This is a genomic window from Pseudomonas sp. FW306-02-D09B, assembly GCF_058782685.1.
Genome location: NZ_JBYSXY010000008.1, coordinates 1 through 21,499, shown reverse-complemented (window position 1 = coordinate 21,499; position 21,499 = coordinate 1). Strand labels below are relative to the sequence as shown.

General features: G+C 61.9%; 19 protein-coding genes. 15 read left to right on the top strand and 4 right to left on the bottom strand.

Annotation, left to right across the window (positions count from 1 at the left end):
- Nucleotides 1-163 precede the first annotated feature (163 nt).
- Nucleotides 164-667, bottom strand: a complete 504-nt coding sequence (locus tag AC3WK5_RS14965) for a VOC family protein (RefSeq protein WP_103317340.1) — start codon at nt 665-667, stop codon at nt 164-166.
- Nucleotides 668-805: 138 nt separating this feature from the next.
- Here AC3WK5_RS14965 and AC3WK5_RS14960 point away from each other — a divergent pair, with 138 nt between their 5' ends.
- Nucleotides 806-1,342, top strand: coding sequence for a dihydrofolate reductase family protein (locus tag AC3WK5_RS14960; RefSeq protein WP_177474915.1), 537 nt, complete (start codon nt 806-808; stop codon nt 1,340-1,342).
- A 111-nt stretch (nt 1,343-1,453) separates the two neighbouring features.
- Here AC3WK5_RS14960 and AC3WK5_RS14955 read toward each other — a convergent pair whose 3' ends face one another.
- Entirely contained in the window at nt 1,454-2,443 is a 990-nt protein-coding gene (locus tag AC3WK5_RS14955) for a fimbrial protein (protein WP_103317335.1), read from the bottom strand.
- Nucleotides 2,444-2,762: 319 nt separating this feature from the next.
- Here AC3WK5_RS14955 and AC3WK5_RS14950 point away from each other — a divergent pair, with 319 nt between their 5' ends.
- Nucleotides 2,763-3,134 carry a DUF6124 family protein gene (locus tag AC3WK5_RS14950; protein WP_103317333.1) on the top strand — a complete coding sequence of 124 codons (372 nt, stop codon included), beginning with the start codon at nt 2,763-2,765 and terminating at the stop codon, nt 3,132-3,134.
- 106 nt (nt 3,135-3,240) lie between these two features.
- Here AC3WK5_RS14950 and AC3WK5_RS14945 read toward each other — a convergent pair whose 3' ends face one another.
- Nucleotides 3,241-3,954, bottom strand: a complete 714-nt coding sequence (locus AC3WK5_RS14945; RefSeq protein WP_103317331.1) for a cupin domain-containing protein — start codon at nt 3,952-3,954, stop codon at nt 3,241-3,243.
- 69 nt (nt 3,955-4,023) lie between these two features.
- The gene (locus tag AC3WK5_RS14940) at nt 4,024-4,881 is read right to left on the bottom strand and encodes a GNAT family N-acetyltransferase (RefSeq protein ID WP_103317328.1); all 858 of its coding nucleotides are present in this window, start codon (nt 4,879-4,881) and stop codon (nt 4,024-4,026) included.
- 242 nt (nt 4,882-5,123) lie between these two features.
- On the opposite strand from AC3WK5_RS14940, the gene AC3WK5_RS14935 reads away from it, so the two are divergent.
- The 13 genes from AC3WK5_RS14935 (at nt 5,124) to AC3WK5_RS14875 (ending at nt 21,400) form a co-directional block, all read left to right on the top strand.
- Nucleotides 5,124-6,596, top strand: coding sequence for an aldehyde dehydrogenase family protein (locus AC3WK5_RS14935; protein ID WP_103317325.1), 1,473 nt, complete (start codon nt 5,124-5,126; stop codon nt 6,594-6,596).
- Between the two features lie 530 nt (nt 6,597-7,126).
- A complete protein-coding gene (locus tag AC3WK5_RS14930) occupies nt 7,127-7,795 on the top strand; it encodes a haloacid dehalogenase type II (RefSeq protein WP_019689732.1) in 669 nt (222 codons plus the stop codon).
- A 55-nt stretch (nt 7,796-7,850) separates the two neighbouring features.
- On the top strand, nt 7,851-9,125 hold the full coding sequence (locus AC3WK5_RS14925) for an NAD(P)/FAD-dependent oxidoreductase (protein WP_103317321.1): 1,275 nt from the start codon (nt 7,851-7,853) through the stop codon (nt 9,123-9,125).
- Nucleotides 9,126-9,219: 94 nt separating this feature from the next.
- Nucleotides 9,220-10,857: an ABC transporter substrate-binding protein gene (locus AC3WK5_RS14920; RefSeq protein ID WP_054597944.1), complete on the top strand. Its 1,638-nt coding sequence runs from the start codon at nt 9,220-9,222 to the stop codon at nt 10,855-10,857.
- A gap of 48 nt (nt 10,858-10,905) precedes the next feature.
- Nucleotides 10,906-11,862: an ABC transporter permease gene (locus AC3WK5_RS14915; RefSeq protein WP_054597943.1), complete on the top strand. Its 957-nt coding sequence runs from the start codon at nt 10,906-10,908 to the stop codon at nt 11,860-11,862.
- Nucleotides 11,859-12,734 (top strand): ABC transporter permease, encoded by an 876-nt coding sequence (locus AC3WK5_RS14910; protein WP_054597942.1) that lies wholly within the window; start codon nt 11,859-11,861, stop codon nt 12,732-12,734. The genes AC3WK5_RS14915 and AC3WK5_RS14910 overlap by 4 nt, the downstream gene beginning before the upstream one ends.
- 1 nt (nt 12,735) lies before the next feature.
- Entirely contained in the window at nt 12,736-14,577 is a 1,842-nt protein-coding gene (locus AC3WK5_RS14905) for an ABC transporter ATP-binding protein (protein ID WP_103317319.1), read from the top strand.
- Nucleotides 14,574-14,882, top strand: coding sequence for a (2Fe-2S)-binding protein (locus AC3WK5_RS14900; protein WP_054597940.1), 309 nt, complete (start codon nt 14,574-14,576; stop codon nt 14,880-14,882). The genes AC3WK5_RS14905 and AC3WK5_RS14900 overlap by 4 nt, the downstream gene beginning before the upstream one ends.
- A complete protein-coding gene (locus tag AC3WK5_RS14895; RefSeq protein WP_054597939.1) occupies nt 14,864-16,255 on the top strand; it encodes an FAD/NAD(P)-dependent oxidoreductase in 1,392 nt (463 codons plus the stop codon). The genes AC3WK5_RS14900 and AC3WK5_RS14895 overlap by 19 nt, the downstream gene beginning before the upstream one ends.
- Nucleotides 16,252-17,406: an NAD(P)/FAD-dependent oxidoreductase gene (locus AC3WK5_RS14890; protein ID WP_103317317.1), complete on the top strand. Its 1,155-nt coding sequence runs from the start codon at nt 16,252-16,254 to the stop codon at nt 17,404-17,406. Before AC3WK5_RS14895 ends, AC3WK5_RS14890 begins: the two co-directional genes overlap by 4 nt.
- Nucleotides 17,403-18,560: an acetylornithine deacetylase gene (gene argE / locus AC3WK5_RS14885; RefSeq protein ID WP_103317315.1), complete on the top strand. Its 1,158-nt coding sequence runs from the start codon at nt 17,403-17,405 to the stop codon at nt 18,558-18,560. The genes AC3WK5_RS14890 and argE overlap by 4 nt, the downstream gene beginning before the upstream one ends.
- A gap of 276 nt (nt 18,561-18,836) precedes the next feature.
- Nucleotides 18,837-20,294, top strand: a complete 1,458-nt coding sequence (locus AC3WK5_RS14880; RefSeq protein WP_103317311.1) for an NAD-dependent succinate-semialdehyde dehydrogenase — start codon at nt 18,837-18,839, stop codon at nt 20,292-20,294.
- Nucleotides 20,295-20,320: 26 nt separating this feature from the next.
- Complete coding sequence (locus tag AC3WK5_RS14875) at nt 20,321-21,400, top strand: tartrate dehydrogenase (RefSeq protein ID WP_054597935.1); 1,080 nt, start codon at nt 20,321-20,323, stop codon at nt 21,398-21,400.
- Nucleotides 21,401-21,499: the final 99 nt, after the last annotated feature.

Below are 21,499 nucleotides of genomic sequence, written 5' to 3'. Positions count from 1 at the left end.
CCTCGAGCACATTGATTGCATCGTCAGGTTCCAGGGAAAACGTCGTGACCCAGGGCTCACACGACGTTTAAGTGAGAGCTGTCGGGCAGACCCGCGCCATAAATCGTACGTTGCCGCACAGGCAACCGCCGATGAATCGTTCCTTGCAGCGTCTCGTCTGAAATCAAGCGGCCGGAGTGTCGACCGGGTAACCCGCGAGTGCCGCTTCGATTGCCGCGATGTCTATCTTGGTCATTGTCATCATGGCGTCGAAAGCGCGCTTGGCCGCCGCTCGATCGGGGTTGGATATCGCGGCGCTCAGGACACGGGGCGTGATCTGCCACGACAGGCCCCATTTGTCCTTGCACCAGCCACATACGCTTTCCTGGCCGCCGTTTGCGACAATCGCGTTCCACAAGCGGTCAGTTTCGGCCTGGTCGTCGGTCGCCACCTGGAATGAAAAAGCCTCGTTGTGCTTGATCCCCGGCCCTCCGTTCAACCCGAGGCAAGGGATGCCCATCACCGTGAACTCGACCGTTATCACATCGCCTTGCTTGCCCGCCGGATAGTCGCCAGGCGCGTGATGGACGGCGACGACCGCGCTGTCCGGGAATGTTCGGGCGTAAAACTCTGCAGCATCCTGCGCAGTGCCGTCGTACCAGAGGCAAATCGTGTTTTTGCTGACCATTTTGCTTCTCCAGAATCAGGTCTGATACGTTCACTCCAGCCGCGTAGTCAGCTGCGCTGAACGTTGGCAAATCAACAGGCAAACCCCAAGTATTGTTCAAAGCGCTGATTTTTCAAAAAACGGCCAAAGGAGATTTTGATGGCCACGGCACATGTTTTCATCGCCACCAGTCTGGATGGTTTTATCGCCCGACCTGATGGTGACATCGACTGGCTGTTGCAGCGCGATGATCCGGCTGAGGATCATGGCTACTCAGCCTTCATCGCCGATAAGGATGTGATCGTGATGGGGCGGGGAAGCTATGAGAAGGCGCTGACCTTCGACACATGGTTCTACGACCGGCCCGTCGTGGTGCTTTCTGAACAGCTGGCCGGTTCGGCGGTGCCCGAGGCACTGACGGGCGAGTTGCGTTTCTCCAACCTCAAACCCAGGGACTTGATGGAAGAAATGGCGAGGCAAGGCGTGCGTCGGGTCTATGTCGATGGCGGGCAGTTGGTGCAATCATTCCTGCGCGAAGGGTTAATCGCCGATATGGTGATCACCACTGTTCCTGTGCTGATCGGGGCGGGAAGGCCATTATTCGGGGGCCTTGAGCAGGACATTGATTTGAAACTGGTATCCAGCCGCTGCTTTCCTTCGGGGTTGGTGCAGTCCACTTATCGGTTGAACCCATGACCCGTCCGTGTGGATGTCCGATCCAAGGCTAGGGGGCGCGTGAAAAAAGGGAGACCCATTAGGTAGTATCAAGTCAAGGCCAATGGGTGTCCCTTTTTATTTCTTGATTCGTTACAGGTAATTCACGATGAACGTCACTTCGGTATTCGCGGTGCCGGCTTCCAGTTTGCTGTCGGCCAGACGGTAGTAAGCGGCGGACAGCGGGATGGTGAAGTCGGTGCCTGTGGTGTTGAAAGCGCTGAAGGGGTACGCGGTATCCAGCGCGATGGGCGTCCCTGCCTCATTCATCAGTTGCAGGCCTATGCCTTTGGCCGTCGAGCCGGCATTCAGTGCGACGATGCCCTTTTGCGCATCGATGACTGGGGTGGTGGTCTTGAGTGAATAAGTCACTTTCTGGATGCCGTGCTGGCATTGGTTGAGGGCGATGTTGAATTTGATCGTCCGAGGGGTATCGCCGCTTTTGCTGAACTCCTCCAGGCGATAGTCGTCGCCCATTTGAACCGACACTGCCGGGGTCTGGCAGGAGGCCGTATTCAGGGCAATGGGGTTGATCAGATAAAATTTGTTAAACACCGCTCCACCGGCCTGGTATTGGCCCAGATAGCCAGCGGGAACACTGTTTTCCGATGCCAATTCACTCGACTTGATGATTTCAAGTCGGTAGTTCTCGGCGCGAACGCCCCAACCTGAGCCAGCAGAAAGGTCCATACGTGCCACAGCCAGGTAGTCTGTGTCTGATGCGGCTGCTGACATTGGGGTGGCTATTCGGAATGAGAGCCCAGTTTTACCCAAAGGAAAGGTAGTGCCACTGGTGATGCTACCCAGTGTTGGGTTCAGGACAAAGCCATAGAGTGACGGACCGTCACAATTGAACCACTGAGCCGGCGTGCTAATGCTCTCCTGATAAATAACAGTGCCGATGGGTGCATCCTGAGGGACTGTCAGGCCTTCCGTCAGTTTGCTCCCGTAGTTCATGGTGATGGTCTTGGAGGTACCGTTTAAGGTGCAGTTCGCAGGTGCTCCCGACGAAAATACAATCGCCATCGCGGCAGCGACGCTCAGCAGCGAGCGCAGTCGGCTCTGCGTTCTTGAAATTTTCATATGGATGTCGATACAGGATGGCGGAGGGGCGGCCACTCTGGGGGTTGCTAAAGGCCGCGAACATAAGGCACTCCTTAAAACGTCGGTGACCTCTTGACAAACAAGGCGCCGATTTGAGCTGTTTGGCGGGAGAGGCCATCGGTTCAGTCCTAGGAAACGACTACAAATATCAGGCGCTCAAGAGAATTTTCCGACAACTTTTCAAGGTTGCCGGGTGGGAAGGTGAATGGATAACCTCCGGGTGTCGCTGCCAATTCAGCGACCGGGCCTGGAAACCCGATGAGCGAAAGGGCTCCAATCCGTAAAAAGGAGCTTAACCATGCACAAGGTCACCCCCAATCCACCAGAAACCCCAAGCACTTCCCCTTGCGCTTCCACCGACTCCAAAAAACTCCACGACGCCGCAGAGCGGGCGCTGGATCATTACCTCAAGCCGCCGTTCGACAAGGGCAACCTGCCCGATAAACGTCCCTCCAACATCTTCGCGGTCATCCCCGATCTGGATAACGAAACCCTGCTGGCCCACGCCTCGGAAACCCTGGCGTCGCTGAATGTGCTGGCCAGCGATCTGGCGTTCGAGCTGGAAGGCACGCGCCGGCATGTGGCGTTGGCGATTCAGCAGATGATTTCGTTGGGGGAGTTGTTGGTGAATCGGGCGCTGGATAATTACGATCAGCCAGAGGCGCCGTAGTACCGCGTTGTAGCGAGGCGGCTTGCCCCGTCGGCCGGTCTGCGTTGGCTCGCGACCGGTCGGTGGGTTCGGTGCCGGCGCGGTTGCCGGCGTTGTGCCGTGGGGCTTATTTCACGGCGTAAAACTTGCGGACATACCGGGTGCTTTGCCAGGCGCACGGTGCGCCTTGCGGTACGAACACGGTGTCGCCGGTGTTGACCGTCAGGCTTGTACCATCGGCTGCTCGCAGGGTGACGCTGCCTTCGATCAGGTGCATCAGCTCGTTGAGTTTATGCGGCCGGCCATGGCGTTCGTAGGGGGTCGAATCCCAGACGCCGACGCGCAGGTCGGTGATGCTGTCTTCAAAGGCATTGCGTGAGCGGCACTGCGGGGTAGGCCCGATCAGTATTTGTGGTTCCGGCGCGGCCGAAGGGGAGAGCATCGCTAAGCGGTCCAGCGCTGTCAGCCCTGGTGTCGGTTCAGTGTTGGGGCTGATGACGGCGCAGAATGCCCAGCACGTCTCGGCTTGCGCCTCGATTCGCAGCGTGGTCCCACGACCGATGACCGCGCTGGCACCGATCCCCAGTTCCAGCGTCTGTCCTTTGGATTTCAACACGACGTGGCCGGCGTGGACCACGATCACTTCGGTGTGCGGGAAATCATTGATATCGAGTGATTCGCTTGTGTTCACGGTCCCGGCGCAGATGCCATCATGCCCGGTGTAGGCGACCTGACGATATTCCTTGAAGGGGTCGGCAGCGCTCAAGGACGTTGCCTTGAAAGACGTGGCGACACGGCTGCCGTCGGCGCGAGCCAACAGCAGAACGGTAGGTTGAGACATGCGGGTGACGCTCCATGCAAATGTGGGGTGGAGGATGTTGGAGAGCGGCGGCTACTTTGCGCGCGGTTGTCAGCCAATGGCCTGGGTGACAAGTGCGAACTGTCGGACGCCGTTGACCGCTTGCGGCGGTGTGCCCCGTGCCATTTGCGCCACGGTATCGACCTGCTTGAGACCGACCGAGTCCAGCCATTCGCTCAAGCCACTGTCCGCCGGAATGTCGATGCGCACGAAGGCCTCCGGTACGTGGGCCAGCAACACGGCGATCAGGTGTTTGGCCTGTTCGATGTTCTCGGCGACCACCGGGCCAAGGCCGCGACCACGGCCATAGGGACGCAGCAGGGCGAAGGCGCACACCTGGCCATCGCGCTCGATGACAGCTGAATGCTCGACCACATCGAACAGCTCGTTGAGCACCGTTTGCCGGTCCAGCCCGGTGCCGGCATTGGCCAGTTCCAGCACGCGGGCCTTATCGGCCTCACGCAGCGGGCGACAGCTTTCACCGTTGGCCAGCGGCACAGGTGTAACGGTTTGCGCCGGGCCCTGGTGTTGCTGAATCCGCCCGAACTCGACAAAGCCCTGACTCGCGTAAAGCGGCGCACCGGCAAGGGTCGCGTTGAGTACCGGGGTGCGTGACTGGCACGCATCAAGTGCCTGTTCCATCAACTTGCGACCGATACCCTTGCCTTGATAGTCGTCGCTGACGATCACCAGGCCGATGGTGGCGAAATCGCCTTGGGGGCAGGCGAACGCCGTGCCGATCAGACGCTCGCCATCGAGTGCCACAACGCCGTCGCTGAGGCGCAACACCATGGCCCAATCATCCAGGCGATGGGGCCACTTCAATTGCACGGACAAGGCATGGGCCGAGGGCAGGTCGGCGGTCGTCATCGGGCGATAGACATAAGCAGAAGGGTGCGGGGCGGACATGGCGAGTCTCCGTTGGACAGTGTGCGCAATCAACCGGCTGTGCGGCGCGATGGTGCCTGTATCCCATCTGCGCGAAGGCCTGACAAGAGGGGCTGGAACATTCGGCAGATTCCGCACGCCCGAGGCCACAAGACCACACTTACTACTTATTTGCCCGGCAAGGTCGGCAGCAAATGCTTGGGCTTTTTTTCTACGATGGAAGCCTGAGTTCACGACTCGCCGTCCCTTTTCTGGAGAGCTCCATGGATAGCTTCGATCCTCGCCTTATCGCTGTGCGCAGCGCTCATTTCATTGCCGGTAAATACCGCGATGCTCAACCGGGACTTGAGGTGGTGCGGCCGTCGGATGGCCAGGTCTATGCCCAGTTGCCGGTCGCCGATGCCGATCTGGTGGATGAAGCGGTCAACGATGCCTGGCAGGCGTTCAATCGCAGCGACTGGGCCAGCCGCCCACCCCGGGAGCGGGCGCGGGTCATGCGCCGTTGGGCCGATCTGATCGAAGCGGACGCCGCTGTCCTGGCGCCGCTGGAAGCGGTGGGCTCGACCCGTCCCCATAAAGATGTGATCGCCTGGGATATTCCCTACGTCGCCGAGGGCATTCGGTTCTTTGCCGAGCTGGCCGACAAGCACGGCGGTCATGTGGCTGCCACCCAGACCGATCGACTGGGCATGCAGATCGCCGAACCCTACGGCGTGATTGCCGCCATCGCACCGTGGAATTTCCCGTTGAGCATGGCCTCCTGGAAAGTCGCGCCGGCACTGGCCGCAGGTAATGCCGTGGTGCTCAAGCCTTCAGAGCTGACGCCGTTTTCCAGCCTGCGCTTTGCCCAGCTGGCGTTGCAGGCGGGCATGCCGGCGGGGATCTTCAACGTGATTCAGGGCGATGGCCGCGTCACGGGCGATGCCTTGTGCCGTCATCCACGGGTGGGCAAGGTGACCTTTACCGGTTCCACCGCGACCGGCTCGAGCATCATGTCCACCTGCGCGCTGGTCGGTCCGAAACCGGTCACCCTGGAACTCGGTGGCAAGAGCCCGCAGCTGGTCTTCGGCGATGTGCCGGATATCGCCAAAACCGCTCGCACGGTGGCCATGGCCATTACCGGTAATGCCGGGCAGGTGTGCGTGTCCGGGTCTCGGCTGTTGATCCAGCGCTCGATCATGGAACCGTTTATCGCCCACTTGCGGGCGTATTTCGAGGAGCTGCGCCCCGGCCCGACCTGGTCGTCCGAGAGCACGCTGTCGCCGATCATTTCCCGGCTGCAGGCCAGCCGCATCGATGGCATCGTCCAGCGCTCGCGTCAGGCCGGCGCCGAAGTGCTGACCGGTGGCGGGCTGTTCGAGGGGCTCGGTGGCGCCTATTACCAGCCAACTTTGCTCACCGGCCTGGACCACCAGAACCCGGCGATCTGCGAAGAAATCTTCGGCCCTGTGCTGACGGTGCAGGCGTTCGATGATGAAGAACAGGCGCTGAGCCTGGCGGCGCATGCGACTTACGGTCTGGCGGCGGGTGTGCACACGGCCGACATCAACCGTGCCTTGCGTCTGGTTCGGCGCCTGGAAGCGGGGACGGTGTGGGTCAATCGTTACGGACGCAGTAACGACTACATCCTGCCGACCGGTGGCTACAAGCGCTCCGGCATTGGCAAGGACCTGGGGCGCGAAGCGTTCGAAGCCAATTTGCGCTTCAAGAGTGTGTTGATCGATATCGTGCAGTAAAGCGCAGCGCTAAACACCTGTGAAGAGTGGGCAAAACCCTAATACCTGTCAGTCAAGTGCAATCCATGTGGGAGCGGGCTTGCTCGCGAAAAGGGCGTGTCAGGCGACACTAATGTTATCTGGCACACCGCCTTCGCGAGCAAGCCCGCTCCCACAGGTTCTCGACAACCTCCGGATCTTCAACAAGCTTCAATCCGCACCCAAACGGGCGCTTCCTCAGGGAAGCGCCCGTTTTCGTTCTGCTTGGCGCAGGTTCTGCGGTCAATCCGTTTGCACTTGAGCCTTGCGGCGTTATAAAGGCCCATAAGAGCGCATGAATACGGGGTTTGCCCAAGGCTGGAGCGACCCGCAAAGTCTGCTGAGGGCGGGCGCTAAAACGGTGGTTTGTATCGAGCAGAGGTCGCTTTTAACGCCATCTGCTGATTTCACGGTGGTGTAATGACGGTGTGCTGCAGCGATGCATCACGGCTCCCGGAACGGAGCGAATGCTTGTCACGCCATGACCTCAACGAACTTCAGGACCGCACTCAATGAGCTTTCTTCGCCCCAAATTCATTACGTTCGACTGCTACGGTACGCTGACCAATTTCCACATGGGTACGATGACTCGCGAGCTGTTCGCCGATCGCGTGGTGCCCGAGCAGATGGAGCAGTTCGTCAAGGACTTCTCGGCCTATCGCCTGGACCAGGTCATGGGTGACTGGAGGCCGTATGACGAAATCCTCAAGACCGCGCTGGCGCGGACCTGCAAGCGTTGGGGCATTGAATACCGTGACGAAGGTCAGCTGTATTACGACGCCGTGCCGACCTGGGGCCCGCACCCGGACGTACCGGCCGGCCTGTCGAAAATCGCCGACAAAATCCCGCTGGTGATTTTCTCCAACGCCAGCAACAGCCAGATCATGTCCAACGTCGACAAGCTCGGCGCACCGTTTCACAAGGTTTTTACCGCCGAGCAGGCACAAGCCTACAAACCGCGCCTGGCCGCGTTCGAGTACATGCTCGACAACCTCAATTGCGGGCCGGAAGACATCTTGCATGTGTCGTCGAGCTTCCGTTACGACCTGATGCCGGCCCACGACATGAAGATCAAGAACAAGGCCTTCGTCGCCCGTGGTCACGAAGTCCCGGCCAACGCTTTCTACGAGTACCGGCAGATCACCGACATCGGCGGGCTGGCCGCGCTGGTCGGTCTCTGAGTCGTCACGGCAACGGCATTCTCACGGCAGTCTTTTTGGTAGAGGCGGGTTAGACATGGGCAGTGAATCCTACTGGCTCGACACTGCACCGGCGTTCACCGGTGCTCAGACCGGCGCGTTGCCCGGGCAGGTCGACGTGGCCATCGTCGGGGGTGGTTTCACCGGCCTGGCGGCGGCTCGGGCGCTGGCCTTGAAGGGCGCCAGTGTGGTGGTGCTGGAAGCCGGCAGGGTGATCGGCGAAGCCTCGGGTCGCAACGGCGGTCAGTGCAATACCGGCGTGGCACAGGATTACGCCGGCCTGAGCGCCAGCCTCGGCGCGGACAAGGCGCGGGCCTATTACAAGGCTTACGAGAGTGCCGTGCACAGCGTGGTTTCGCTGGTGGAGCAGGAGCAGATCGCCTGCGACCTCAAGCGTAACGGCAAGCTCAAGCTGGCCGCCAAGCCGATGCACTACGAGGGCCTGGCACGGACTTGCGAATTGATTCGCCGGGAGGTCGATGCCGATGTCGAGTTGCTGACCGCCGAACAGATCCGCGCTGAAGTCGACTCGGCCCAGTTCCACGGAGGATTGCTGCAGCGTAACGGTGTGCAGATGCATGTCGGGCGCTTCGGCGTCGGTCTGGCCGAAGCGGCGGCACGGCACGGTGCGTTGATCTATCAAGACACGCCGGTGACGGACTGGAAAGCCCAGGCCGGCGGCTATCAGGTCAACACCGCCAAGGGTTCGCTGCACGCCGGGCAGGTGCTGCTGGCGACCGGCGCCTGTCAGCACGGCGGGTTGGGCTGGTATCGGCGGCGGATCGTACCGGTGGGCAGTTTCGTGATCGCCACCGAGGTCCTTCCGCAGAGCCTGATCGACCAGTTGCTGCCTGGTCGGCGAGCCTATGTCACCAGCCGGATGATCGGTAACTACTTCCGCCTGACCCCGGACAACCGTCTGCTGTTTGGCGGCCGTGCGCGGTTTGCCATGTCCGACAGCGTCTCCGACGCCAAGAGCGGCAAGGTGCTGCGGGCGGCGATGGTGCAGATGTTCCCGGCGCTGGCCAAGGTGAAGATCGATTACTGCTGGGGCGGGCTGGTGGACATGACCTCCGATCGGTTGCCCCGTGCCGGCCAGCACGGCGGGGTTTATCACTCCATGGGCTACAGCGGCCATGGGGTGCAGATGTCGGTGCACATGGGCCAGGTGATGGCCGACGTGATGGCCGGCAAGGTCGAGGCCAATCCCTGGCGCGAACTCGACTGGCCGGCGATTCCCGGGCATTTCGGCAAACCGTGGTTCCTGCCGCTGGTGGGCGCTTATTACCGGTTCCAGGACTATTTGCATTGAGTTGATGTTGTGGCTTTACCGTCGTTTGCGTTTCCAGGACGTTCCGGTCAACCGGAACACTCGAGCCTTCTCTTTATCGACAGGTACAACAGATATGACTGATAACAAGATCGACTCCAAACTGATCTCCGGCCAGGAAAGCCTGAGAGTCTTCGAAGGCCTCAATCGCGGCATGTCGCGCCGCAACGCGTTGCAATTGCTCGGTGTCGCCGGGGTGGCTGCAGCGGGCGCCGGCAGCCTGTTCGGCGCCGCTGGCAAACTGTTCGCCGACGAAGCCGCAAGCCCCGGCAAAGGCAAGCCGGGCGGACGGATTCGCGTCGCCGGCATGTCCAGCTCCACCGCCGATACCCTGGACCCGGCCAAGGGTGCGCTGTCCACCGACTACGTGCGCCACTATATGTTCTACAACGGCTTGACCCGTTTCGACAGCCATCTGGTGCCGCAACTGGAGCTGGCCGAGCGCATCGACAACACTGATGCCACGCTGTGGACCATCACCCTGCGCAAGGACGTGACCTTCCACAACGGCAAAACCCTGAGCGCCGCCGACGTGGTGTTCTCGCTGTCGCGACACAAGGATCCGCTGACCGGTTCCAAGGTCATGCCGCTGATGGAGCAGTTCGCCGAGATCAAGGCCACTGGCCCCAATGAAGTACAGATCCGCCTGAGCGCGCCGAACGCCGAACTGCCGTCGATCCTGGCCGTGTCGCACCTGCTGATCGTTCCCGAAGGCACCACCGACTTCAACCAGGGCATCGGTACCGGGCCGTTCAAGGTCAAGGAATTCAAACCGGGCGTGCGTTCGATTGCTGCGCGCAATACCGGCTACTGGAAACCGGGCCTGCCTTACCTGGACGAGATCGAGTTCATCGCCATTGCCGACGAGCCATCGCGGGTCAACGCGCTGCTGTCGGGCGACGTGCACATGATCAACGAGGTCAACCCGCGCTCCACCACGCGAATCAAGGCCAGCGCCGGTCACCGCGTCGTCGATGCACCCTCGGGCAACTACACTGACTTGATCATCCGTCAGGATCAGATGCCCGGCAAAAGCGCGGAATTCACCCAGGCCATGAAGTACCTGATGGACCGCGAGCAGATCAAATCCGCAGTGTTCCGTGGTTTTGCGGTGGTCGGTAACGACCATCCGATTGCCCCCGGTTCGCGCTACTACAACGCTGACCTGCCGCAGACCGTCTACGACCCGGAGAAAGCCAAGTTCCTGCTGAAGAAGGCCGGCATGGACAGCATCAACATGCCGCTGGTGGCATCACCTGCGGCGACCGGTTCGGTGGACATCGCCGTGCTGCTGCAGCAATCGGCGAAACAGGCCGGGCTCAAGCTCGACGTCAACCGCCTGCCCAGCGACGGCTACTGGTCCAACCACTGGATGAAGCACCCGTTGAGCTTCGGCAACATCAACCCGCGGCCGAACGCCGACGTGATGTTTTCGCAGTTCTTCCAGTCGAGCGCGCCGTGGAACGAATCGGGCTGGAAGAACGACCAGTTCGACCAGTTGCTGATGCTCGCCCGCGCGGAAACCGACGACGCCAAGCGCAGCAAGATGTACGCGGACATGCAGACCCTGGCGCATGACCACTGCGGTATCGGCATCCCGGTGTTCATCAGCAACATCGACGGCGTCGACCAGCGCGTCAAAGGCTATGGCAGCAACCCGTTGGGCGGCTTCATGGGCTACATGTTCGCCGAGCAGGTCTGGCTGGACGCTTGATGCGCCGATGAGGTTTGTGCCGTAGCAACATTGCAGGAGAACAGGGCGATGAATAGCAACACACTGTGGTTGATCGGCCGGCGTATGGGCGCCGCGATCGTGACCTTGTTGATCGTGTCCATGGTGGTTTTCGCCATCACGGCGGTACTGCCGGGGGACGCGGCACAACAGGCCCTCGGGCAGTTCGCCACGCCGGAACAGGTGGCGGCACTGCGGCTGAAACTGGGGCTCGATCAGCCCGGTGTGTTGCGTTACTTGCACTGGTTGATGAGCCTGCTCAGCGGCGACATGGGCCTGTCGGTCTCCAACGCTATGCCGGTCAGCGACTTGATGGCCGGTCGGGTGCCCAACACGCTGATGCTGGCGGCCGCCACGGCGCTGGTGTCAGTGCCGGTGGCGCTGATTCTGGGCATCGGTTCGGCCATGGGCCGGGGCGGGCGCATCGACAGCTTTCTCAGCTTTGTCACCCTGGCGATGGTCGCCGTACCGGAGTTTTTGGTGGCAACGCTGGCGGTGCTGATTTTTGCGGTGAACCTGGGCTGGTTGTCGGCGCTGTCCTATGCCAGCGACATCACCTCACCGTTGCAATTTCTACGCACGTACGCCTTGCCGGTGATGACGCTCTGCTGCGTGATCGTTGCGCAAATGGCGCGCATGACCCGGGCGGCGGTGATCGATCAACTCGACAGCCCTTATGTGGAAATGGCCCGGCTCAAAGGCGTGAGCCCGGTGCGGATCGTCCTGCGCCATGCCTTGCCCAATGCCATCGGGCCGATTGCCAATGCCATCGCCTTGAGTCTGTCCTACCTGCTGGGCGGGGTGGTGATCGTCGAGACGATCTTCAACTATCCCGGCATCGCCAGCCTGATGGTCGATGCGGTGACCAACCGTGACATGGCGCTGGTCCAGGCCTGCACCATGCTGTTTTGCACGGCGTACCTGGGGTTGGTGCTGATTGCCGACCTGTGCGCGATTCTTTCCAATCCAAGGCTGAGAAACCAATGAACAAGCTCATTGTGAAATCGATGCCTGTGACCCCCGACCTGTCGGTTGGCAAGGTGTCAAACGGGCCATCCTGGCTGGGTCTGGTCGGGGCTGCGATGTGTTTTATCTGGTTGCTGGTGGCGGTCTTCGGCCCGTGGCTGGCACCGCACCCGGTCGGTGAAGTGGTCTCTGATAATGTCTTCGACAGCCTGAGTGCAGCGTACCCCTTCGGCACTGATTACCTGGGCCGCGACATGCTCAGCCGAATCCTCGTCGGTGCTCGATTCACGGTTGGCCTGGCGCTGGTTGCCGCCGTGCTGGCCAGCGGTCTGGGCACCAGCTGCGCACTGTTGTCGGTGGTCTCGCCGAAATGGCTGGATGAAATCATCAGCCGCTTGATGGACGCGTTCATTTCGATCCCGAGCAAGATGCTGGCGCTGATCATGGTCTCGGCCTTCGGTTCTTCGGTGACGTTGCTGATCTGCACTGCGGTGCTGAGTTTCACCCCCGGCGCGTTCCGCATTGCTCGCAGCATGGCGGTGAACATCGAAGCGCTGGAGTACGTGCAAGTGGCCCGAACCCGTGGTGAACGCCGGCTGTATATCGCCTGCGTGGAAATCCTGCCGAACATGCTCAACCCGGTGCTGACTGACCTGGGGCTGCGTTTCGGTTTCATTGTGTTGTTGCTCAGCGGCATGAGTTTCCTCGGCCTGGGCGTGCAACCGCCGGATGCCGACCTCGGGTCGCTGGTGCGCGAGAACATTGGCGGCCTCAATCAGGGCGCGCCGGCCATCGTGATTCCGGCGCTGGCCATCGGCACCCTGACCATTGGCGTGAATCTGTTTATCGACAGACTGTCGTCCCGACGTAGTCGACGTACGGGGGGGCATTGAGATGAGTGAATTGATTCGGGTCCAGGACCTGCGCGTGGTCGCCTGTGGCGAACGCGGCGAAGTAGAAATCGTCAAGGGCGTGAGCTTCTCCCTGGAAAAAGGCGAAGTGCTGGCGCTGATCGGTGAGTCGGGCTCCGGCAAGACCACCATCGCCCTGGCGCTGCTCGGTTACGCCCGGCGCGGTTGCCGGTTGGCCGGCGGCGTGGTGCAGGTCGGCGAACACGACATGCTGGCGTTGAGCGAACGCGAACTGCAAGGCCTGCGCGGGAACCGTGTGTCGTATATCGCGCAAAGCGCTGCGGCGGCGTTCAACCCGGCGAAAAAACTCATCGACCAAGTGGTGGAGGGCGCGTTGATTCATGGCCTGGGCAACCGGACCGTGCTCGAAGCCAAAGCCATCGAGCTGTTCCGCGACCTGGCCCTGCCGGACCCTGAACACATCGGCCAACGCTACCCGCACCAAGTGTCCGGCGGGCAATTGCAGCGGGTGATGGCGGCCATGGCGCTGATCAGCGATCCGTTGCTGGTGGTGCTCGACGAGCCGACCACCGCGCTCGATGTGACCACTCAAATCGACGTGCTGCGCGCTTTCAAGCGGGTGGTACGTGAGCGTGGGGCGACGGCGGTCTACGTGTCCCACGACCTGGCCGTGGTGGCGCAAATGGCCGATCAGATTGTGGTGCTCAATGGCGGCCAGATCTTCGAACAGAGCGCCACCGCACCCTTGCTCAAAGGCCCGGCCCATGAATACACCCGTAGCCTGCTGGCGGCGGCGCGCCCGGATACGACGATCCGCCCGCCCTGTGGTGTGGCCGAAGATCAGCCACTGCTGACCATCAAAGGTTTGACCGCCGGCTACGGCAACAAAAACACCCAAGGCATGCCGTCGATCCGCGTGCTGGAAGACATCGACCTGACGGTACGCAGGGGCCAGGCCATCGGCGTGATCGGTGAATCGGGTTCCGGCAAGTCGACCCTGGCGCGGGTGGTGGCCGGGTTGCTGACGCCGGCGTTGGGTGGCCTGACCTTTGATGGTCAGCCACTGGGCGGCAGCCTGTCCGAGCGTACCGATGAACAATTCCGGCGCATTCAAATGGTCTTCCAGAACGCCGACACCGCGCTCAATCCGATGCACAGCATCAGCACCATTCTGAGCCGGCCGCTGAAAATGTATTTCGGCCTCAAGGGTGCCGCCTTGCGCGAGCGTATCGGCGAATTGCTGGACCTGGTGCGCTTGCCGCGGAGCCTGGCCGAGCGTCGGCCGAATGAACTCTCCGGCGGGCAAAAGCAACGGGTCAACCTGGCTCGCGCACTGGCGGCCAAGCCGGACCTGATCCTCTGCGACGAAGTGACCTCGGCGCTGGATACGGTAGTCGGTGCGGCGATTCTTGAACTGCTGCGCGACCTGCGTCAGGAGCTGGGGGTGTCGTATCTGTTCATCAGCCACGACATCTCCACCGTGCGCGCGCTGTGCGACGACATCGTGGTGATGTACAGCGGCTACAAGGTTCAGGAGGGCAGTCGGCAGTCGTTTGCCCAGGCGCCTTTCCATCCGTACACCGACCTGTTGATTCATTCGGTGCCGGAACTGCGTCAGGGCTGGCTGGAGAACTGCGGCACCACCTGCGGCACGCTGCCGCCGATCGGTGCCAAAGCCAACGTGCCGGAGCTGTGCACGTTCCTCAATCGCTGCCCGGTACGGGTCGACGGTTTGTGCAATCGCACCGCGCCAAACCGCCGGACGCTTGTCGGCAGCAGTGAAATCCTTTGTCACCACGACAGTGCCGAGCTGCTGAAAACCCAGCAGGATTTGAACAGCATGATTCAGGGAGCCTATGCATGAAGGGGCGTTTTGTGAGGCTGGCCGAGCAGGGCCGGCCGACCGTCAAATTGACGGTGGACGGCACACCCATCGAGGCGTTGCAGGGCGACACGCTGATGGTCGCGTTGCTGACCCAGGGTTCGGCGTTGCGTCAGTCGGAGTTCGATTCGGGCCGGCGGGCCGGTTTCTGCCTGATGGGCGCCTGTCAGGATTGCTGGGTCTGGACCCGCAGCGGCGAACGGCTGCGTGCCTGTTCCAACGAAGTCCGTGAAGGGCTGGATATCATCACCACACAACCGGAGGCGATATGGCCACTGCACGGCTGAGCACTCATCGAGTGGTGATCGTCGGCGCCGGGCCGGCCGGCATTCGCTGCGCCGAAACCTTGCTGGCGGCGGGCTGCAAGCCGATCCTGATCGATGAAAATCGGCGCGATGGCGGGCAGATCTACCGTCGCCAACCAGAAGGATTTACCCGCGATTACGCGACGCTGTACGGTACCGAAGCGGCCAAGGCCAAAGACTTGCACCAAAGCTTCGACCGCTTGCGCGGGTTGATCGACTACCGCCCGGACACGCTGGTGTGGAACCTTACACCGGGGCAACTGTGCTGCGTCAGCCAGGGCAAACACTCGACGGTTGATTACGACGCGCTGATCCTCTGCACCGGCGCCACCGACCGCTTGATGCCGATCGAAGGCTGGCAACTGGCGGGCACCTACAGCCTCGGCGGCGCGCAGATCGCGCTCAAATCCCAGGCGGTGTCGATTGGTCATCGCGTGGTGTTCATGGGCAGCGGGCCGTTGCTGTACCTGGTCGCCAGTCAATACCTCAAGGCTGGTGCCAACGTGGCGGCGGTGCTCGACACTTCGCCGCTGAGCAAGCGCATCGGCGCCTTGCCGAAACTGCTGGCGCGCCCCGGAGTGCTGTTCACCGGGATGAAACTGTTGGCGCAGCTGTACCGGGCGAAGATCCCGGTGCACCTGGGGATTTCTCCGTTGCAAGTGCTGGGCGATGCCCAGCGCGGTGTCAGTGGTGTGCGGGTGCGGACCGCCGAAGGCAAGACGTTGACGGTGGAGTGCGATGCCGTGGCGCTGGGTTATCACCTGCGCCCGGAAACCCAACTGGCGGATCTGGCCGGTTGCCGTCTGCGCTTCGATGAAGCGTCCAGTCAATGGTGGCTGGCCACCGATGAAGAAGGCCGGACGTCGGTAAATGGCGTGTATGCCGCCGGCGATGGCTCGAAAATTCGTGGCGCGGATGCTGCCGAGCACGCCGGGCGCCTGGTGGCCATGGCGCTGCTGGAGGATCTGCACCAGCCGGTGGACGCCGGGTTACGCGACGAACAACGCCGCGCCCTGGCGCTGATGGACCAGTTTCGTCTCGGCCTGGCCCAGGCGTTTCCCTGGCCTGCCGAACAAGCCAAGGCCTTGCCCGACTCGGCCATTGTCTGTCGCTGCGAGATGATCAGCGCCGGCGAATTGCGTCGCACCGTCAGCGAAAAGGGCGCCTGTGAAGTCAATCGGGCCAAGGCGTTCAGCCGGGTCGGCATGGGCCGCTGCCAGGGCCGTTATTGCTCCCAGGCGGGAGCCGAGGTGATTGCCGCTGCGGCCGGCGTCAATGTGCAACTGGTCGGCCGCCAGCGTGGTCAGGCGCCGGTCAAACCGCTTTCGATGCTCACCGAGGAGGTGTCGCCATGACGCTACAGAAAGCCGATGTGGTGATTGTCGGGGGTGGCCTGATGGGCTCGGCGACGGCGTTTTTCCTGCGCCAGCGCGGGCAGTCGGTGATCTTGCTGGAGCGCGACCAGATCGGTCAGTACGCCAGCGGCGTGAACTTCGGCAACGTCCGGCGCCAGGGGCGATTCCTCGGGCAACTGGAATTGGCCAACCGTTCCTGGGCGTTGTGGAAACGCCTGCCGGAGTTGATCGACGACGACCTTGAATTCATCGCCAGCGGGCACATGCGCGTGTGCTACCGCGAAGACGAAATCGCCGAACTGGAGGCCTACGCCGCCGCTCCCGAGGCGGCGCAACTGGACCTGAAAATCTATCGCGGCGCCGAACTGCACAAGCGTTTTCCGTTTCTTGGGCCGGATGTGAAGGGTGGCTCCTATGCACCTCACGACGGCCACGCCAACCCGCGTCTGGCAGCCCCGGCGTTTGCCCGCGCCGCACGGCGCCTTGGTGCACGGATCGAAGAGCAGACCGAAGTCGCCGAAGTGCAAAAGGTTGGCGGTGAGTTCACCGTCACCACCACCGATGGTCGCCAGTTCAGCGCCGAACAGTTGCTGATTACCGCCGGTGCCTGGGGCCAGAAGCTGTCGGCGCAGTTCGGCGAACCGGTGCCGCTGGACACTCACGGCCCGCAAATGGCCGTGACCGAGCCGGTGCCGTATGCCTTGCCAACGGTGATCGGCGTGTACACCAAGATTCCCGAGGAAGTGATTTACTTCCGGCAGATCCCGCGCGGCAACATCGTCATCGGCGGTGGCTACCGCAGCAAGCCGGACATGCTGAACCGTCGGGCTCAGGTCGAGCCGCGCAGCATCCTCAACCAGATCCAGCAGATGCGTCGCCTGCTGCCGGGTGTCGGCAACCTGAACATCATCCGCGTCTGGAGCGGCATCGAAGGTTACATGCCCGATTCCTTGCCGGTGATGGGCCGCAGCGGCACGGTCGACGGGTTGTTCTACGCGTTCGGCTTCTGCGGTCACGGCTTTCAGCTTGGCCCGGGCGTCGGCGACGTGATGGCCGAACTGATCAGCACCGGCAGCACCCGCACGTCGATTGAGCCGTTCTCCATTCGCCGGTTCGCCCTTTCAGCCGAGCAACGGAGCAAGGCCTCATGAAACCCCGTGTACTGGATATTCTCAAACGGCTGATGGCCTTCGATACCGTGTCTTCGGAGTCGAATATGGCCTTGATCGAGTACGTGCGCGACCTGCTGCTGAGCAAGGGCATCGAGTCGCTGATCGTCAAGGATGAAACAGGCAAGAAGGCCAATCTGTTCGCCAGCACCGGCCCTAAGGAGATGCCGGGGATTCTGCTGTCCGGGCACACCGACGTGGTTCCTGCAGCGGGCCAGGCCTGGACCGTTCCGGCGTTTCAGGCGACGGTGCAGGAGGGGCGGATTTACGGTCGCGGCAGCTGCGACATGAAGGGCTTTATCGCGTTGGCCATCGACGCCATGCTCGACGCCGCCGACCATTCGTTGAGCCGACCGCTGCAACTGGCGCTGTCCCATGACGAAGAGACCGGCTGCGTCGGCGTGCGGCGTTTGCTCGACGTGTTGCACCTGGCACCAGTGCGGCCATTCCTGTGCCTGATTGGTGAGCCGACCAACATGCAGTTTGTGCTCGGGCACAAGGGCAAGGGGTCTTATCGCACGTACTGTCGGGGCCTGGAGGCGCACTCATCGCTGGCACCGCGCTCGGTCAACGCGATTCATGTGGCCTGCGATTTCATCGCGGCACTGCGTCAAAGCCAACAACAATTGCAAGAGCAGGGCGCTCAGGATGCGGACTACGACGTGCCTTACAGCACGGTGCATGTCGGGCAGATTGTCGGCGGCAAGGCGCTGAACATCGTGCCGAACCTCTGCACCCTCGACTTTGAAGTGCGCAACCTGCCGGCAGACGATCTGGATCAGTTCCTGGCGCAGATGCAAGAGCGTGCAGAAGTGATCGTGCGCGAGGCCAAAAAGCTCTCCAGCGTGGCGGACATCGAGATCGAAACCCTTAACGTCTATCCAGGATTGGAGACGCATCCGAGCGTCGAGGCGGTGCGCTTTCTAAAGAACTTCGCTGCGCCGGATACCGGCACCGCCAAAGTCTCGTTCGGCACCGAAGGGGGGTTGTTCAAGCAGCGCCTGGATGTGCCGGTGGTGGTCTGCGGACCGGGCTCGATCGAACAGGCGCACAAGCCGGACGAGTTTATCGAGATCAGCCAGATGGAGGCCGGGGAGCGGTTTCTCGAGGGGTTGCTCGGTTCCCTGAAGCAGTAATCAGGTCTTGCGGGCAAATGGAGATCAAATGTGGGAGCGGGCTTGCTCGCGAAAGCGGTGTGTCAGGCACCATCAATATCGCCTGGACGGACGCCTTCGCGAGCAAGCCCGCTCCCACAGGGTTTTGTGTTGGTCTGAAAGGCCATGAATCTCCTCGGTAGAGCCTGCCGTCCCACCGCGATTTTCAGCATCCGACGCTGCCCTCAAGGCGCTTTCAGCATCCTCTTCCGAGGCACCTCCCTAGACTGGCAAGTGTCTCGAATCAGGACCTCGACCATGCTCAAGAATCGTTTGAAAGACCCAAGCCTTTTGGCAGAACTCGCCTACATCGACGGGCAGTGGATCGGCGCCGACAACGCCGCGACGCTGGACGTCATCGACCCGGCCAACGGCCAGTTCCTCGCCCGTGTACCGGCGATGCAAGGCACGGAAACCCGCCGCGCAATCGACGCCGCCGAAAAAGCCTGGCCAGCCTGGCGCGCCCGCCCGGCGGCCGAGCGTGCGGCGCTGCTGGAGCGCTGGTATCAGGCGATGATCGACAACCTCGATGACCTCGCGTTGATCATGACTTGCGAGCAGGGCAAACCGCTCAACGAAGCTAAAGGCGAAATTCGCTACGGCGCCGGTTTCGTCAAATGGTTTGCCGAAGAGGCCCGCCGGGTTTACGGCGAAACCATACCGGCCCCCAGCGGCGACCGCCGACTGCTGACCCTCAAGCAACCGGTGGGGGTCTGCGCCGCCATCACCCCGTGGAACTTCCCCAACGCGATGATCACCCGCAAGTGCGCGCCGGCCTTGGCGGCGGGTTGTCCGATCATCGTCAAACCCTCGGATCTGACGCCATTGTCGGCACTGGCCCTGGCAGTACTGGCCGAGCGCGTCGGCATCCCGGCCGGGGTGTTCAACGTGCTGACCGGAATGCCCGCCGGCATCGGCGAAGAGCTGACCGGCAACCCGAGCGTACGGAAGATTTCCTTCACCGGCTCGACAGCGGTCGGCCGCTTGCTGATGCGCCAGAGCGCCGAGCACATCAAGCGCTTGAGTCTGGAGCTGGGCGGCAATGCCCCGTTCATTGTGTTCGACGATGCTGACCTGGAGCAGGCGGTGGCGGGCATCATGCTCAGCAAGTTTCGCAACGCAGGGCAGACCTGCGTATGCGCCAACCGCATCCTGGTGCAGGACGGCATCTACGAGCGCTTCGCCCAGCGGCTGGTGGAGGAGGTGGGCAAGCTCAAGGTTGGTAACGGCCTCGACGCCGACGTCACTATCGGCCCGCTGATCAATCCGGCGGCGGTGAGCAAAGTCGCCCGGCATATCGACGATGCCCTGAGCCAGGGCGCGCGCTTGCTCTGCGGCGGTATTCCCGAGGGCGACAGTCAATTTGTCCAGCCAACGGTACTCGGCGATGCCCACGCCGGCATGCTGCTGGCCAACGAAGAAACCTTCGGCCCGGTGGCGCCGTTAATGCGCTTTACCGAGGAGGCCGAAGCACTCGCGCTGGCCAATGCCACGCCTTATGGACTGGGCGCCTACTATTTCACTCAGGACCTGCGCCGCTCGTGGCGTTTCGGCGAAGCGCTGGAGTTCGGCATGGTCGGTCTCAACACCGGGATCATTTCCATGGAAGTCGCGCCGTTCGGCGGCATCAAGCAGTCGGGCCTCGGCCGTGAAGGCAGCAAGTACGGCCTGGATGAATACCTTGAAGTCAAAGCCTTCCACATCGGCGGGCTGTAACTCACAGACACGGGGAGCCACGATTGATGAGCAAGACATTCAGAATCGCCGCGATTGCCGGCGATGGCATCGGCAAGGAAGTCCTGCCCGAAGGGCTGCGAGTCCTGGAGCAGGCGGCGAAGAAATGGCAGCTGGAGTTGAGCATCGAGGTGCTCGACTGGGCGCACTGCGATTACTACCTGGAGCACGGGCAGATGATGCCCGACGACTGGTTCGAACAGCTCAAGGGTTTTGACGCGATCTACTTCGGCGCCGTGGGTTGGCCGGACAAGGTGCCGGATCACATTTCCCTGTGGGGTTCGCTGCTGAAGTTTCGTCGGGATTTCGACCAGTACGTGAATATCCGCCCGGTGCGGTTGTTCCCCGGCGTGCCGTGCCCATTGGCCGGACGTAAACCGGGGGACATCGATTTCGTGGTGATTCGTGAAAACACCGAGGGTGAATATTCCTCGGTCGGCGGCAAGATGTTCGAAGGCACCGAGCATGAATTCGTGCTGCAAGAGTCGGTGTTCACCCGACGCGGCGTCGACCGGATTCTCAAGTTCGCCTTCGACCTGGCCCAGACCCGGCCGCGCAAACGCCTGACGGCGGCGACCAAGTCCAACGGGATTTCCATCAGCATGCCGTACTGGGACGAGCGCACCGCGTTGATGGCCGCGCAGTACCCGGAGATCACCTGGGACAAACAGCACATCGACATTCTGTGCGCGCGTTTCGTGCTGCAACCGGACCGCTTTGATGTGGTGGTGGCGTCGAACCTGTTCGGCGACATTCTCTCCGACCTCGGGCCGGCGTGTGCTGGCACCATCGGCATTGCGCCGTCAGCGAATCTCGACCCGGAACGGCGTTTTCCGTCGCTGTTCGAACCGGTGCATGGCTCGGCGCCGGATATCTACGGGCAAAACATCGCCAACCCGATTGCGATGATCTGGTCCGGGGCATTGATGCTCGATTTCCTCGGTAACGGTGATGAGCGCTATCGCGCGGCGCATGACGGGATTCTGCAGGCGATCGAGCGGGTGATTGCCGAGGGGCCAATCACGCCGGATCTGGGCGGGAAGGGCTCGACTCAGGATGTTGGAAAGGCGATTGCTGACAGACTCTGAACCTACCACCGACCAGTGTGGGAAGGGCCGGGCGACGTTCGCTTGCTCGCGAAGGCGGACTTTCAATCGATATTGATGTCGCCTGGCACACCGCTTTCG